The organism is Brucella anthropi, from assembly GCF_046630315.1.
Classification (GTDB): Bacteria; Pseudomonadota; Alphaproteobacteria; order Rhizobiales; family Rhizobiaceae; genus Brucella; species Brucella anthropi_A.
Genome location: NZ_LQBD01000006.1, coordinates 124,269 through 138,580 on the forward strand (window position 1 = coordinate 124,269; position 14,312 = coordinate 138,580).

The window sequence follows — 14,312 nt, forward strand, 5'->3', positions numbered from 1 at the left end:
TGCTATTCGGCATCGGGCACGGGCGAGCACATTTGTGCGATATCCTGCACCGTGCTGTTGTTTTCCTGATTGATCTTGCCGCTGAAAACATCATCGAACAGTTTGGCCTTGTCCAGTTCGGTGACGACGCAGCCGCAGAACCGTTGACATAGTTCTTCACTGCCATTTTGCATGCATGCAGCCACACAGGATTGTGTGAAAGCTTCTCGCGGCGCTGGCTGCGCGGGCGGCACGATCTGCGAAAAGACGTAGACCAGAGCGATCAGGACCGGTTGGTGGATGAGGTAGAAGGCGAGGCTGTGCCTGCCGATGAATGTCAGCGGCTTTTCTAGGAACTTTGGTCTTATGCCGCCTGCCAGGAGCGGAAGCCAGCCAAGGCGCTCGAAGATGCGCGCAGCCGCAATGCCGACAAGAACCGCCCCGAACCATGGAAACAGCGGCACATAATCATTCGAACGCGGCGTCACGGTGGAAAGACCGACCCAGCTCAATGCGGGATGGTTGAAAATATCGGCGCGTGCATAGAATGGGGCGCTGATGACGAAAATTGCAACGGCCAATGTTGCGATTGCCGGCAGACGCAGAAAAAGAAGGCCGAGCACGCTTGCCAGCGCAATCTGGTGCAGAATGCCGAAAAAGATGAAGCTGTCCGGCGATATATACCATGTGACGGCTGAAATCGCCCCCGCAGCGACCACGATCTGCGCCAGCCGCTTGGCCATCGGCTTCCAGCGAATGCCGTTGCCATGCGCCAGAACAAGGCTGAAACCGACCAGAAACAGGAAGCTCGACGCGATACAGCGGGCGAATAGTTTCCAGCCCCCATGCGCGGTCGTGGCCGGCGCCATATAGCCGAAAAATTCGAGATCCCATCCGAAATGGTAGATCGCCATGGCGATCAGCGCGATCCCGCGCGCAATATCGATGCGCCCGAGGCGAAGGCGAGAGGAAGGCGCGGTATCCTGGGTCGTGATGTTAGACATGGTTCCTTCCGGCTGGCTATGACGCCCGGCTTTTTCGATTCCCGGCAAATCTCTAACACAGGCTTTTGCAACACTATAGTATGCGATCGCGCACGGATTCGTGCAGGCAAGATGCGTCAGGTTGGAGAGCGTGGTTGTTCTATAGTCTTTCAAAGATTTTCTGGCTGTTTTTTCAACCTGTTACGATCATCTTCGTTCTCATCGTCATCGCTTTTCCGGCGCTGTGGCGCGGCATGCGCCGTTTTAGCCTGAGCATGCTTGGCTTATCGATCGCCATTGTGTTTCTTGCGGCCTTCACGACACTCGGCGCCGTTCTGCTCGCCCCGTTGGAAGATCGTTTCGCAAAGCCGGATGAACTGCCGCCGCATGTGGACGGTATCGTTGTTCTCGGCGGCTATATGAACGGTGAGATCAATGCAGGACGCAAAGGTTTTGAATTGAACAGTGCCGCTGACCGTATTTTTGAGGCAATGCGGCTGGCGAAGCTATATCCGAACGCCAGGGTTATTGTTTCGGGAGGCGAAGGCGCCTTTTTCGAGAAATCCGCCAGGGAGGCGGACAGCACACGGCAGATGCTGGACGATCTCGGCTTTTCCGGCGAGCGCTACATTTATGAGAACAAATCCCGCAACACCGTGGAAAATGCGGTTTTCTCCCGCCAACTGGCCCGGCCGAAGCCCGGCGAAACCTGGCTTCTGGTCACATCCGCCTATCATATGCCGCGGTCCATCGGCTGTTTTCGCAAGGCGGATTTCGATGTCGTTGCATGGCCCGTGGATTATAAAACACGCGCCAGCGAGCGTTTTGCCCTCTATCTCGAATCTCCGAATGAAGCGCTGTCGCGGTTCAGTGTGGCCATGCGTGAATGGGTCGGGCTTGCCGCTTATTGGCTGGCGGGCAAGACAGATATGCTGCTGCCGCAACCCTGATGCCGCATTTTCGCCGTCACTTTAAAGCTTTTATTAACGCTATCTATTGTTAACATTTTGATAAATAATGCTTTTATAAAGCGCGTCTTCGGGGGCGAAAGTCGCTCGCCGCAATTCGGCCGCTTTTCGCCGTTGCGTTCCGATAATCACGAAGCTATAAGATCGGTAACAGCGTTGTGAAGGATGCTGTGTAAAAGAGTTGCACAACAAGGTTGCCAAAATCTCCATGGACGAAACCGTTCAAAAATCTTGCTGGGGCGTTACGCTCTGGGCAGTCGTTGGTCTCGCTACTGTCATCCTCATGGCTTATCTGTTCTCTGTCTAGAAGCCGGGCAGAGTTACGTATTCCGGAAATTTGATGCCGCATTTCGGCATTCCGTTTGCGTTGAACCTTTCCTACACTATCTGATAAGGATGCGCGGTCTTCGCGCGTTCGCGACTGTTTGCCGAATTTTGTCTGGAGCTGTTCCGGTTAAAACGGAATTGCCGGAACCGCTCTAACCGTTTGTTTCATCGCATTTGCCTCAAGCAAAACCGCTTCGCACTTTTGCTGGAAATGCTTTAAAATCGACGATCAGGCAAATCGCGGGCGACGCTGCGATCAGGATCAATCAGTCCCATGACGGGCTGTAGAAGGTGTGGAATGTTTCTGTCGGTTTTCGATCTTTACAAGATTGGCATTGGGCCTTCCAGTTCGCATACAATGGGGCCGATGACGGCTGCGCACATGTTTCTCGACGAAATCATCGGGGGAAACTGGCCGCGTCCCGCGCATTCGAAAATCCATCGTCTGAAAGCGAGCCTGCATGGTTCGCTGGCTTATACCGGTGTCGGACATGCGACGGATCGGGCCGTTATTCTGGGGCTCTGCGGTTATCTGCCCGATACGATCGATCCCGACATCATGGATGCCGAAGTCGAGAAGGTGTTCGCCGACAAGAAGGTGAAACCGGAAGGACATCCGGCCTATCGTTTCGATCCGAAGGTCGATCTCGTGCTGGATCGCAAGACCCCCTTGCCGGGACATGCCAATGGCATGGCTTTTTCCGCATTCGACGTCGATGACAATCTCCTGCTCCGTCGCGCCTATTTTTCCATCGGTGGCGGCTTCGTCGTGACCGAAGAGGAACTGAGCCGTGTTCAGCGCAGCGGTGCGAAGCAGGACGACAAGGCTGACGTGCCGTTTCCATTCCGCAGCGCCGCCGAAATGCTTGAGATGGCCCATGACAGCGGCTTGTCGATTGCCGAAATGAAGCGCGCCAATGAAGAAAAACACATGGCCCGCGATGATCTCGACAGTGGGCTCGATCGGATTTGGGGGGCCATGCGCGGCTGTATCGAGCGCGGATTGAGCCGTGACGGTGTCATGCCCGGCGGCCTGAACGTGCGCCGCCGTGCGCGGCAGCTTCACGATAAGCTTCAGGACGATTGGCGCAACAATCGCAGCAACCCGCTTCTCGCGAATGACTGGCTGTCGGTCTATGCCATGGCCGTCAACGAGGAAAATGCCTCCGGTGGCCGGGTGGTGACAGCGCCGACAAACGGTGCTGCGGGCGTCGTACCGGCGGTCCTGCGTTATTACCTGCATTTCCATGATGATGCCGATCAGAAAGGTATCCGGGATTTCCTTTTGACGTCTGCTGCGATCGGCGGGGTCATCAAGCACAATGCATCGATCTCCGGTGCGGAAGTCGGGTGTCAGGGCGAGGTGGGATCCGCGTCGGCCATGGCTGCGGCAGGGCTTGCCGCTGTGCTTGGCGGTTCGCCCGAACAGATTGAAAACGCCGCTGAAATTGCGCTCGAACACCATCTGGGCATGACCTGTGACCCGGTTGCCGGGCTTGTTCAGGTGCCCTGTATCGAGCGTAATGCGCTTGGTGCGGTGAAGGCTGTGACTGCCGCATCGCTCGCCGTGAAGGGCGATGGCAAGCATTTCGTGCCGCTCGACGCCTGTATCGAGACGATGCGCCAGACGGGTCACGATATGAGCGAGCGTTACAAGGAAACAAGCCAGGGCGGTCTTGCCGTGAATGTGGTCGCCTGTTGATTCGCAACCTGGGGAATGCGGCGCTTGAGGCTTGAAGCGCGCATTCGACTTGGCTAAATCAACGGCATGGCTCTCAATCTCGTCAAACTTTGTGTCGGCTGCGATAGTATCGAAGATCTCGCGGCCTGGATCGATTTCCGTCTGGCGGAACAGCGCGCTGCCGGCCTGGTGCCGGAACAGTTTCATACAACGAGAATGGTGCCCAAGCGGATTGACGAATTGCTGGAAGGTGGCTCGCTCTACTGGGTCATCAAGGGCAATGTGCAATGTCGTCAGCGTTTGCTGGATATCCGCCCGTTTACAGACGGCGAAGGTGTCAATCGCTGCCATCTTGTGCTTGAGCCGAAGGTTATTCCCACCGAATGGCAGCCGCGTCGCGCCTTTCAGGGCTGGCGCTATCTGGCTGAAAATGAAGTCCCGCGCGATGAGGCCGCCGGTAAAGCGGGCAGGGCCGCCTTGCCTGCGGAATTGCGTCAGGAACTGGCAGCGCTCGGCCTGCTTTGAAGAACAGGTTTTCATGAAAAACGCCCGCCGAAGATCGGCAGGCGTTCTTCAATTCATCTCTTGGTTGGCTTAATTTTCTATCGTCAGGCGTACTGAAACCCGGTCAAAATTCACGGGAAGCGTCATGCGCATGGATGCGCGTGGTTGAACCAGTCGCTTGTTGCGCGCTGCGTGGCAGATGAGCAGCCCCACCAGATCGCGGGTCTGAAAGCGGCTGCCGCGCCGCACATCTGCAATGCGCAGGGCGGCCTGTTTAAGCCCCTGGACGGAGAACAGCGCACCGAAGGCTGAAGTTTTCGCTTCATCCTGCGTCCAGTCAACGGTTTTGAACGGCGGCTGGCCGAAAGTTTCTCTCATATTTGACATCTCGAAACCCTCTACGCACTACAAATTCGGGTTTGAAGGTGGCAACGAGGGGCGAGGCCCCTCGCAATCGGTTAGTTCGCGACTGCGTAGCAGCCGAAATTTTTCTTCTTCAGCGAAGCGCAAGCATCCCAGGCAGCCTGCTTGGAAGAGAAGCCGACAAAGCGTGCGCGGTAGAACGTTGCGCTGCCCTTGCTGAACGTCTCGGTATGGGGAGAGGCTGCGCGCAAGGTTCCGCCTGCGGTGGCAGAAGCCTTGGCCAGCATGTCACGCGCCTGGCCTTCGCTGGGCAGGGAGCCGATCTGGATCGCCCAGCCGCTGGCAGCAGGTGCGGATGCGGTCGTGACCGGATCGACATCCTGGGCCTGTGCGGACGGAACCGCGGCCTTTGGCGTCGGGCGAATGGCGGCCTGCGCGGCCAAGGCGGCGGGACGCGCCGTCGGTGCCGCAAGCGCCAGAACCTGGGGCTGGTCGCTGTCGCCTTCACCGCTCTCGCTGTTGATGAGATCTTCGACGGCGGTGGCCTGACGGGCCATCGGCACGGGCGCATTCCGCGCCTTTGGAAGATCAACCGAAGCAACCACCTGCGGCGCGTCGTTGCGCATGGCGACCAGAGGCGCGGCGTTGCGGCTGCGCGTTGTCATCGGAAGATATTTGCGGATGAGCTGGGCCATATGGGCATCGCGGCTTGCGCCGGTATTGCCGCCCATGACGACGGCCACGAGCCTGCGGCCATCCAGGCTGACCGAGGAGGCCAGATTGTAGCCGGAGGCATTCGTGTAACCGGTCTTGATGCCGTCGACGCCTTCGACGCGGCCGAGCAGGCGATTGTGGCCCCTGATGGTCTGTCCGCGGAAAACGAAGCTGCGGCGCGAGAAATAGGAAAATTCATTCGGGAAATGCTGGCGCAGCGCGATGCTGAGGATCGCCATGTCGCGCGCAGACGAGTGCTGCGCCATGTTGGGCAGGCCTGAAGCATTCCGGAATGTCGTGTTGCGCATGCCAAGGCGGCGGGCTTTCGCCGTCATCATCTGGGCGAAGCGCTCTTCCGAGCCGCCGAGATATTCGCCGACGGCCGTTGCCACGTCGTTGGCCGACTTCGTGATCATGGCAAGTGCCGCGTCTTCAGCGCGGATGCTCTGACCCGGACGAAAACCGATCTTCGTGGGTGGGCGGGCAGCGGCATAGGCGGATACGGGGATACGCGTATCCTTGTTCATGCGGCCAGCCTGTATGGCTTCAAACAGCATATACAGGGTCATCATTTTCGTAAGCGAGGCGGGATAACGCTTCGCATCCGCATTCGCAGCAAATAATGTCTTGCCGGTGTTCGCATCGATGACGATGGCTGCATATCTGTCGCTGGCCGCTATCGCCGGTATCGTTGTCGAAGCTGTTGAACACCCCGTCACAACTGCGAGAAGAAGGGTGGCTTGTGCCGCTCTTTTCATGGCATATGCAACTTTACGAAATGCGGTACGCACGATGATGACCTGCCTGTATCCCGGATTTTTTAAACTGCGGCACAAAAGGCACACAGCGTCTAATTCGGTGATCCTACTGCCATCAGCGTTACCAATCCGTTTATGGTAACTGCTTTGTTCATAAATTTCGGAAAAATTTTGGGAGAGCAGGCAGTGCCGGCCTCGGGTTAAAATGCGCCCGTTTCTGCCGCTCACGCAGATGTGTCATTGGCGCGGGGAGAACATCATCATGGAGAAAAGGGCAGGCCGAAAACAAAAAAACCCGCTTTCGCGAGTTTAATTTACTGCTGCCTTATCTGAGTGGAAGAGGGAGAGGCAGCTTTTTTTAAATAAGTGCGTTTTGAAAAGTCGCTTTCTAATATTATCTGAAATGTGTTTATTATCTTTTTGATTATGTGTGTAAATTAGTATTTTTTTTTCGAATTGCGAAACGGCAATTATTATTCCGCTTTCTGTAGGGTCAAGTTTCTTAGGCCCAATTATGGGCACTTATATTCAATAATCCTGCATTACATCCGATATTATATGGAGAGCGTCTGGCCGGAGGGCTGTCGTTCGGAGGATGCTATATAACTGTGTCAAGCCTCGTTATTGCAATAAGTCCCGGTTGCAAGTGCCAATGAAGGGCTTAAAATCACCACATGACGACCTACATAATAGGGCAGGTTGGGTCAGGCAGATAGGCATCCGGGTAACAGGTTTCATGAGGCATCTCAATATAGTCATGCAGAGCAAGACCGACGGCGGAAATGGTCCGGAAAGCGGCACCGTTGTGGTCACGCGTACACAGCCGAAAACCAAGAAGCCCAGTCTCTATCGTGTCCTGCTCCTCAACGACGACTACACACCCATGGAGTTCGTCGTTCATGTCCTGCAGCGGTTTTTCCAGAAGAATCGGGATGATGCCACACGCATCATGCTGCATGTGCACAATCACGGGGTCGGCGAGTGCGGTGTATTTACATACGAGGTCGCCGAAACCAAAGTCAGCCAGGTCATGGATTTCGCCCGCCAGAACCAGCATCCGCTGCAATGCGTGATGGAGAAAAAGTGAGGTCATATGCCATCGTTCTCCCCCAGCCTTGAAAGGGCCCTGCATCAAGCCCTCACAATAGCAAACGAGCGGCATCACGAATATGCGACGCTCGAACATCTTCTGCTTGCCTTGATCGACGATCAGGATGCGGGCGCGGTGATGCGTGCCTGCAGCGTCGACCTTGAGCATCTCAAACGTGTCGTCACCGATTATATCGACCGCGAACTTGATAATCTCGTCACGGGTTATGACGAGGATTCCAAGCCGACAGCCGCTTTCCAGCGTGTCATCCAGCGCGCGGTCATTCATGTCCAGTCCTCCAACCGCGAGGAAGTAACCGGCGCCAATGTGCTGGTTGCCATCTTTGCGGAACGGGAAAGCCATGCTGCCTATTTCCTCCAGGAGCAGCAGATGACCCGTTACGATGCCGTGAACTATATTTCGCACGGCATCTCGAAGCGCCCGCAAAGCACCGAAACCCGTCCACCGCGCGGTGCGGAAAGCGCAAGCGAGGAGCGGACAAGCACCGAGCAGGAAGAAAGCACCAAGAAAAAGCAGGATGCGCTGTCCGCCTACTGCATCAATCTGAATGACAAGGCCAAGGCCGGGCGCATCGATCCGCTGATCGGGCGCGACAGCGAAATCAGCCGCACCATTCAGGTGCTTTGCCGCCGTTCGAAGAACAACCCGCTTTATGTGGGTGATCCCGGCGTCGGCAAGACGGCCATTGCCGAAGGCCTTGCCAAGCGGATCGTCGAGGGACAGGTCCCGGAAGCGCTTGCGGATGCGACGATCTTTTCGCTCGACATGGGCACGCTTCTGGCAGGCACCCGCTATCGCGGCGACTTTGAGGAGCGTCTGAAACAGGTCGTCAAGGAACTCGAGGAATATCCGGGTGCGGTCCTGTTCATCGATGAAATTCACACAGTCATCGGCGCTGGCGCCACTTCGGGCGGGGCGATGGATGCATCGAACCTGTTGAAGCCCGCGCTGTCATCCGGTGCCATCCGCTGCATCGGGTCGACCACTTATAAGGAATATCGGCAGTTCTTCGAGAAGGACCGCGCCTTGGTGCGCCGTTTCCAGAAGATCGATGTCAATGAGCCTTCGATCCCGGATGCGATTGAGATCATGAAGGGGCTGAAGCCCTATTTCGAGGATTTCCACAAGGTCAAGTACACGGTCGATGCCATCAAGACGGCGGTGGAATTGTCTGCGCGGTATATTTCGGATCGCAAATTGCCGGACAAAGCAATCGATGTGATCGATGAAACCGGCGCCAGCCAGATGCTGCTGCCGGAGAACAAGCGCAAGAAGACCATCGGCGTGAAGGAAATCGAGGCGACAATCGCCACGATGGCCCGTATCCCGCCGAAGTCCGTATCGAAGGATGACGAACAGGTGCTGTCGCATCTGGATGCGGAACTGAAGCGCGTCGTCTATGGCCAGGATCTGGCCATCGAAGCGCTGTCGGCCTCGATCAAGCTCGCCCGTGCGGGATTGCGCGAACCGGACAAGCCGATCGGTTCCTATCTGTTCTCCGGTCCAACGGGCGTCGGCAAGACGGAAGTCGCCAAACAGCTGGCAAGCTCGCTTGGCGTGGAGCTCCTGCGTTTCGACATGTCGGAATATATGGAGCGTCACACCGTTTCGCGGCTTATCGGCGCGCCTCCCGGCTATGTCGGTTTCGATCAGGGCGGTCTCCTGACCGATGGTGTCGACCAGCATCCGCATTGCGTGCTGCTGCTCGATGAAATCGAGAAGGCGCATCCGGATTTGTTCAACATCCTGTTGCAGGTCATGGATCATGGTTCACTGACCGATCATAACGGCAAGAAGATCGATTTCCGCAATGTGATCCTGATCATGACCACCAATGCCGGTGCGTCGGATATGGCCAAGGCAGCAATCGGTTTCGGGTCCACGCGCCGCGAAGGCGACGACATGGAAGCGATCAACCGTTTGTTCACGCCGGAATTCCGCAACCGGCTGGATGCGATCATTCCGTTTGGTCCGCTGCCGGTTCCGGTCATTCATCAGGTCGTGCAGAAGTTCGTGCTTCAGCTTGAGGCGCAGCTTGCTGAACGTGGCGTGACATTCGAACTGACCGAAGGCGCCATCGCCTGGCTTGCCGACAAGGGGTATGACGAGCGCATGGGCGCGCGTCCGCTGGCCCGCGTTATCCAGGAGCACATCAAGAAGCCATTGGCTGATGAAGTGCTGTTTGGAAAACTCAAGCATGGCGGCACGGTTCGTGTGGATGTCGTCACCAAGCCGGACGGGAAAACCGATCTGTCGCTGGAGAGTGTGGCCGACAAGCCGGTCAGTCCGAAGAAGGACATTCCGGCTGAAAAGAAGCTGCCGCCACGCAGGAAGGCGGCGCCCAAGAAAGCCGAGAAGGAAAAGGTACTGGCCGGCAAGGCTGAATCTTCGCCGAAATCTTCTTCGAAGGCCGCAGCGACCAAATCTTCGGTGCCCAAGGTGCCGTGCAAGAAATAACAAGCCAGAAACGGCCCTCCAGGAGGGCCGTTTCCATGGGCGTGCGTTTGATGTGGATCAAACAGAAGTTTTCCGCTGCGAGCGGCAGAAACCGGGTGCAACTCGCCCGGACCTTGCTTTAGAGCGGTTCCGGTTTAAGCGGAATCGTCCGAACCGCTCTATCTATTTGCTTTCACGCATTATCCGACGCATCGAAGCGGGATCAGAAATCAGTCCAGTGGACTGATTTCCCCGCGTAGGCGCTTCGCACTTTTGCTGGAAATGCTCTAACGTGGCCCTATGCCACTGATTCATTCCGACTATCCTGAGCAAAATTCAGAAGATCATCATCTGCGATGGTTCTTGCGCGGCTGCACGCGGATTTGCAGTATCCCGGCTGTTTTGCTGATGAGTTCGTTCATCGGTTTTGCGGGACTGGCAATCGAAAGCGGAATTACCGTTGTTCAGGCCGTTTTCATGACACTGACCATCTGGGCACTTCCGGCGAAAGTCGTTCTGATCGGTGCTATCAGCTCTGGCGTGGCTTTGCCTGCCGCGGCGCTCGCCGTTGGTTTGTCTTCCGTGCGCCTGATGCCCATGGTGGTTGCGCTGCTGCCAGAGTTGCAAGGACCAAAAACGCGGAAACTGACGCTGGCGGCTTTGTGTCATTTCGTTGCCGTCACCGCCTGGGTCATGGCCATGGAAGAGTTGCGCGGGATTCCGCGTGATATGCGCACCAGCTATTTTGCGGGGGTCGGCATGGTTCTGGTGGGAACCAATGCGCTCATCGTCGCCATTGTCTATTCATTGTCGGCATCATTCCCACCCATCGTTTTTGCCGCACTTTTCATGCTGACGCCGATGTATTTTCTGACTTCGCTCTGGCGTTCGGCACGCGAGCGCGCGGGGCAGGTCGCCATGATTGCCGGGATCGTGCTGTTCCCGATTTTCCACCATCTGGCGCCCGGATACGACCTGCTGATCACGGGTATTCTCGGCGGATTGATTGCGTTCGGTTTTCACCGGATGCGCCGCCCGCCGGCAGGAGCAGTTGAATGAACTGGGATAGTTTTTCGACCTGGTGGTGGCCGTTTCTGTTTATTTTGCTGGCGGGGGCGCTTCCAACCTATCTGCTCCGCGTGATGGGCGTGTTTATCGGCGGACGGGTGCGAGAGGATTCGGAGGTGCTCGTTCTCGTGCGCTGCGTCGCAACGGCGCTGGTTGCAGGCGTGATCGCGCAGCTTATTCTCTATCCAAATGGGGAACTGGCCAATTCACCCGTCTGGTTGCGCGCCGGTTCGGCCATCGCAGGATTTGCCGCCTTTCTGCTCACCGGCAAGCGGCTGCTCGTCGGCGTACTGGTGGCGGAAATCCTGCTGGTGATCGGCCTGCTTACACTTTGAAAGCGTGAGTCCTATCAGAGGGCTGCGCGAATTTTTTCAGCATTTGCTGAAAGAACTGCCGCATCTTCCATCTGTCCGGTATGGGCCTTGAGCGCCACGCCTTCAAAGCGCGGGATCACATGAAAATGCAGGTGATAGACGGTCTGGCCCGAGGCTGGCTCGTTGAACTGCATGACGGTTACGCCATCGGCATTGAAAGCCTTCTTTACGGCCTGCGCGATCTTCTGCACGACCTGAATGACGTTTGCGAGCGTTTCCGGCCTGGCATCGAGCAGATTGCGGGACGGCGCTTTCGGCACAACCAGCGTATGGCCCGTGCCTTGCGGCATCACATCCATGAATGCAACGACGTCATCCGTTTCATAAACGCGGGTGGACGGAATTTCACCGCGCAGGATCTTGGCGAAGATATTGTTGTCGTCATAGGTGGCGGACATGCGATTCTCCAATGCGAAATGTTCAACAGGATCAGACCGTATCAAGTCGCGTTAGGCAAGGTGGACAGGTTTAAGCGTCCCTGAACGGCGAGTGTTCTTCCAGAGCGCTTTGAATTTGCTCGACTTCACGGCGTTCATGATCGAGATAGTCGCGCACGGCGTTTCTAAAGCCTTCATGGACAATGTAATGGGCCGAATGGGTCGTGACCGGGACATAACCGCGTGCAATCTTGTGCTCGCCCTGGGCGCCAGCTTCCACAATAGGAAGCTTTCGATGAATCGCAAAATCGATTGCCTGATGATAGCAAACCTCGAAATGCAGATATGGGTGATCTTCGATACAGCCCCAGTGACGACCGAAAAGCGTATCGCCGCCAATGAAATTGATCGCGCCGGCAATATAATGTCCGCTGCGTTTGGCCATCACGAGCAGGATATCGTCTGCCATGCTTTCGCCGATCAGCGAAAAGAATTGCCTGTTCAGATAGGGACGTCCCCATTTGCGGCTGCCTGTATCCATATAGAATGTAAAGAAATCATCCCAGACCGCTTCGGTGAGATCGCTGCCGGTCAGCCAGTCGATTTCTATGCCGCCTGACAGTGCCTCGCGCCGCTCCTTCTTCAACGCCTTGCGCTTTCGCGAGACGAGCTCATTCAAAAAATCATCATAGCTTTTAAAGCTATTGTTTTTAAAGTGAAACTGTTGATCTGTGCGGTGAAGAAACCCGGCGCGTTCCAGCGCGGTGATCTCGTCCGGCAGCGCGAATGTGACATGTGCGGACGAGACGCCGCTTTGATCCGCCAGCTCCCGCAGCCCGCCAGCCAGCGCCAGTCGAACGGTTTCGCTTTCATAGGCTATGTGGTTGAGGAGGCGGGGACCGGTGGCCGGTGTAAAAGGCACAGCCGCCTGAAATTTGGGATAGTACTGCCCACCGGCGCGCTCGAAAGCGTCGGCCCATCCGTGATCGAAGACATATTCACCTTGACTATGCCCCTTGAGATAGTTTGGCACGGCTCCGATGAGACGCCCCTGGTCATCTTCGAGGCGCAAGTGACGCGGAAGCCAGCCTGCTTTTCGTGAAACCGAGCCTGATTCTTCCAGAGCCAGCAGGAAGTTGCGGGTGATGAAGGGATTGTAATGCGCGTCCTGTCGGGTTGCCCCGACAAGACTGTTCCATTCGTCTGCCGTGAATTCGCTGATATTCTCAACGACACGGAGAACGAAGCTTTGCTCATTCTGCGGATCTTCGTCGTTCACCGCTATTCCTTTGCCGTTACCGCATATATTTTGCGGCGCTCGGCGCGTTCTCGTCAAGCCACGAGGGCGCGCGGATCAAAGCCTTCGAACGTGATCTGATCGACATTGAGATCGCTATGCTTCTGCATGTCGCGATCCCGTACCGTCCAGCTGATCACGGGCATCTGCAACTTCTCCCGAACGAATGTGACGAACGGGTTGGGCAGGTGATGCACGTTATAGGAGACGAAGGAGATGCCATGCGCCAACATGGAGAAATGGCGCTCAAAGTCTGCCATGCGCGTGCCCTCGGCGGTGAGGCCGCCGGGAATGCCCGGCGCATCGGTCGAAAACCGGCGGACGAGGTGATGATCGAAAGACATGATCGCGGCTTCGCCCTTGTAGGACGCCAACTCCCTGGCAACGGCGGCGACCAGACCGTCGTCCTTGCCCTCGATGCCCTTCAGCTCAATGACGAGGGGAACGCGCCCGTCGACCAGTTCAAGCATCTGGCGAAGGGTCGGCACGTGATCGGCGGTGCCGCCGATCTTGAGCGCGGTCGCTTCGGCAAGCGTCAAATCGCTGATATAGCCTTCGCGACCGGCAAGCCGCTTCAGGTCGTCATCGTGAAAAACGACCACACCGCCGTCACGGGTGAGGTGAACGTCGCACTCGATCGCGAACCCCGCTTTGGCTGCGGCCTCAAAGGCTGAAAGCGTGTTTTCCCAGCGCTCCTTGTTGAGGTCGTGCAATCCGCGATGCGCAACGGGGCGCTTCTTGATCCAGTCGATGGAAGTCATGTCAGGCCGCCTCGATGATCGCTTCTATTTCGACAGGCGCATTGAGCGGCAGGCTGGCGACACCAACCGCCGAGCGTGCATGTTTGCCCGCGTCGCCCAGAACCGCAACCAGAAGGTCGGATGCGCCATTGGCGACGAGATGCTGCTCGACGAAATCGGGCGTGGAAGCCACGAAGACGGTAATCTTTACAATCCGCTTGATGCGCTCGAGGCTGCCGAGCGCTGCCTTTGCCTGGGCAAGGATGTTGATGGCGCAGGCGCGCGCCGCAGCCTGTCCATGCGCGACTGTCAGTTCATCCCCGATCCGGCCCGTATGCACAAGCTTGCCGCCGTCCAGCGGCAGTTGACCGGATGTGAGAAGCAGAGAGCCGCTTTGGGCAAAGGGAACATAATTGGCTGCGGGCGCCGCGGCCTCCGGGATGGATATACCCAGGTTTTTGAGGCGGCTGTCGATCGTGTCGGTCATTGTATTAATCCTTGCTTGCAAAGGTACTTCGCGATCTACTTATAAGCAGATTATAAGCAGAATCGATGAAGCTTTCAGGAAGGGTGCTTTTTTTGCCTCGCTTCCGCCACGAGTTTTTTTATCATGCTCGTCAACTCATCGGGAG

General features: G+C 56.7%; 14 protein-coding genes. 7 read left to right on the forward strand and 7 right to left on the reverse strand.

Features of this window, described 5'->3' with window-relative positions:
- Positions 1-2: 2 nt before the first annotated feature.
- Positions 3-983: a heparan-alpha-glucosaminide N-acetyltransferase gene (locus AVM02_RS04765; protein ID WP_411505847.1), complete on the reverse strand. Its 981-nt coding sequence runs from the start codon at positions 981-983 to the stop codon at positions 3-5.
- Between the two features lie 134 nt (positions 984-1,117).
- On the opposite strand from AVM02_RS04765, the gene AVM02_RS04770 reads away from it, so the two are divergent.
- The 3 genes from AVM02_RS04770 to AVM02_RS04780 all read left to right on the forward strand — a co-directional run bounded on the left by AVM02_RS04770 (position 1,118) and on the right by AVM02_RS04780 (position 4,463).
- On the forward strand, positions 1,118-1,912 hold the full coding sequence (locus tag AVM02_RS04770; RefSeq protein ID WP_411505848.1) for a YdcF family protein: 795 nt from the start codon (positions 1,118-1,120) through the stop codon (positions 1,910-1,912).
- Positions 1,913-2,555: 643 nt separating this feature from the next.
- The gene (locus AVM02_RS04775; RefSeq protein WP_411505849.1) at positions 2,556-3,959 is read left to right on the forward strand and encodes an L-serine ammonia-lyase; all 1,404 of its coding nucleotides are present in this window, start codon (positions 2,556-2,558) and stop codon (positions 3,957-3,959) included.
- Positions 3,960-4,025: 66 nt separating this feature from the next.
- On the forward strand, positions 4,026-4,463 hold the full coding sequence (locus AVM02_RS04780) for a DUF1489 family protein (protein WP_411505850.1): 438 nt from the start codon (positions 4,026-4,028) through the stop codon (positions 4,461-4,463).
- 69 nt (positions 4,464-4,532) lie between these two features.
- Here the strand turns inward: AVM02_RS04780 and AVM02_RS04785 are convergent, their stop codons facing one another.
- Positions 4,533-4,829, reverse strand: coding sequence for a hypothetical protein (locus AVM02_RS04785; RefSeq protein ID WP_411505851.1), 297 nt, complete (start codon positions 4,827-4,829; stop codon positions 4,533-4,535).
- A 71-nt stretch (positions 4,830-4,900) separates the two neighbouring features.
- Positions 4,901-6,310, reverse strand: coding sequence for an SPOR domain-containing protein (locus AVM02_RS04790; protein WP_411505852.1), 1,410 nt, complete (start codon positions 6,308-6,310; stop codon positions 4,901-4,903).
- Positions 6,311-7,013: 703 nt separating this feature from the next.
- On the opposite strand from AVM02_RS04790, the gene clpS reads away from it, so the two are divergent.
- The 4 genes from clpS to AVM02_RS04810 all read left to right on the forward strand — a co-directional run bounded on the left by clpS (position 7,014) and on the right by AVM02_RS04810 (position 11,227).
- Positions 7,014-7,364 (forward strand): ATP-dependent Clp protease adapter ClpS, encoded by a 351-nt coding sequence (gene clpS / locus AVM02_RS04795; protein ID WP_411505853.1) that lies wholly within the window; start codon positions 7,014-7,016, stop codon positions 7,362-7,364.
- Positions 7,365-7,370: 6 nt separating this feature from the next.
- Positions 7,371-9,845, forward strand: a complete 2,475-nt coding sequence (gene clpA, locus AVM02_RS04800; RefSeq protein ID WP_411505854.1) for an ATP-dependent Clp protease ATP-binding subunit ClpA — start codon at positions 7,371-7,373, stop codon at positions 9,843-9,845.
- A 387-nt stretch (positions 9,846-10,232) separates the two neighbouring features.
- Positions 10,233-10,883: an AzlC family ABC transporter permease gene (locus AVM02_RS04805; protein WP_411505855.1), complete on the forward strand. Its 651-nt coding sequence runs from the start codon at positions 10,233-10,235 to the stop codon at positions 10,881-10,883.
- Positions 10,880-11,227: an AzlD domain-containing protein gene (locus AVM02_RS04810; protein ID WP_411505856.1), complete on the forward strand. Its 348-nt coding sequence runs from the start codon at positions 10,880-10,882 to the stop codon at positions 11,225-11,227. The genes AVM02_RS04805 and AVM02_RS04810 overlap by 4 nt, the downstream gene beginning before the upstream one ends.
- Positions 11,228-11,241: 14 nt before the next feature.
- On the opposite strand, the gene AVM02_RS04815 is transcribed toward AVM02_RS04810, so the two are convergent.
- The 4 genes from AVM02_RS04815 to AVM02_RS04830 form a co-directional block, all read right to left on the reverse strand.
- Positions 11,242-11,664, reverse strand: a complete 423-nt coding sequence (locus tag AVM02_RS04815; protein WP_411505857.1) for an HIT family protein — start codon at positions 11,662-11,664, stop codon at positions 11,242-11,244.
- 70 nt (positions 11,665-11,734) lie between these two features.
- The gene (locus AVM02_RS04820) at positions 11,735-12,922 is read right to left on the reverse strand and encodes a GNAT family N-acetyltransferase (protein WP_411505858.1); all 1,188 of its coding nucleotides are present in this window, start codon (positions 12,920-12,922) and stop codon (positions 11,735-11,737) included.
- Positions 12,923-12,975: 53 nt separating this feature from the next.
- Complete coding sequence (locus AVM02_RS04825; RefSeq protein ID WP_411505859.1) at positions 12,976-13,701, reverse strand: glycerophosphodiester phosphodiesterase; 726 nt, start codon at positions 13,699-13,701, stop codon at positions 12,976-12,978.
- A 1-nt stretch (position 13,702) separates the two neighbouring features.
- Positions 13,703-14,167, reverse strand: coding sequence for a RidA family protein (locus tag AVM02_RS04830; RefSeq protein WP_411505860.1), 465 nt, complete (start codon positions 14,165-14,167; stop codon positions 13,703-13,705).
- Between the last annotated feature and the right edge of the window lie 145 nt (positions 14,168-14,312).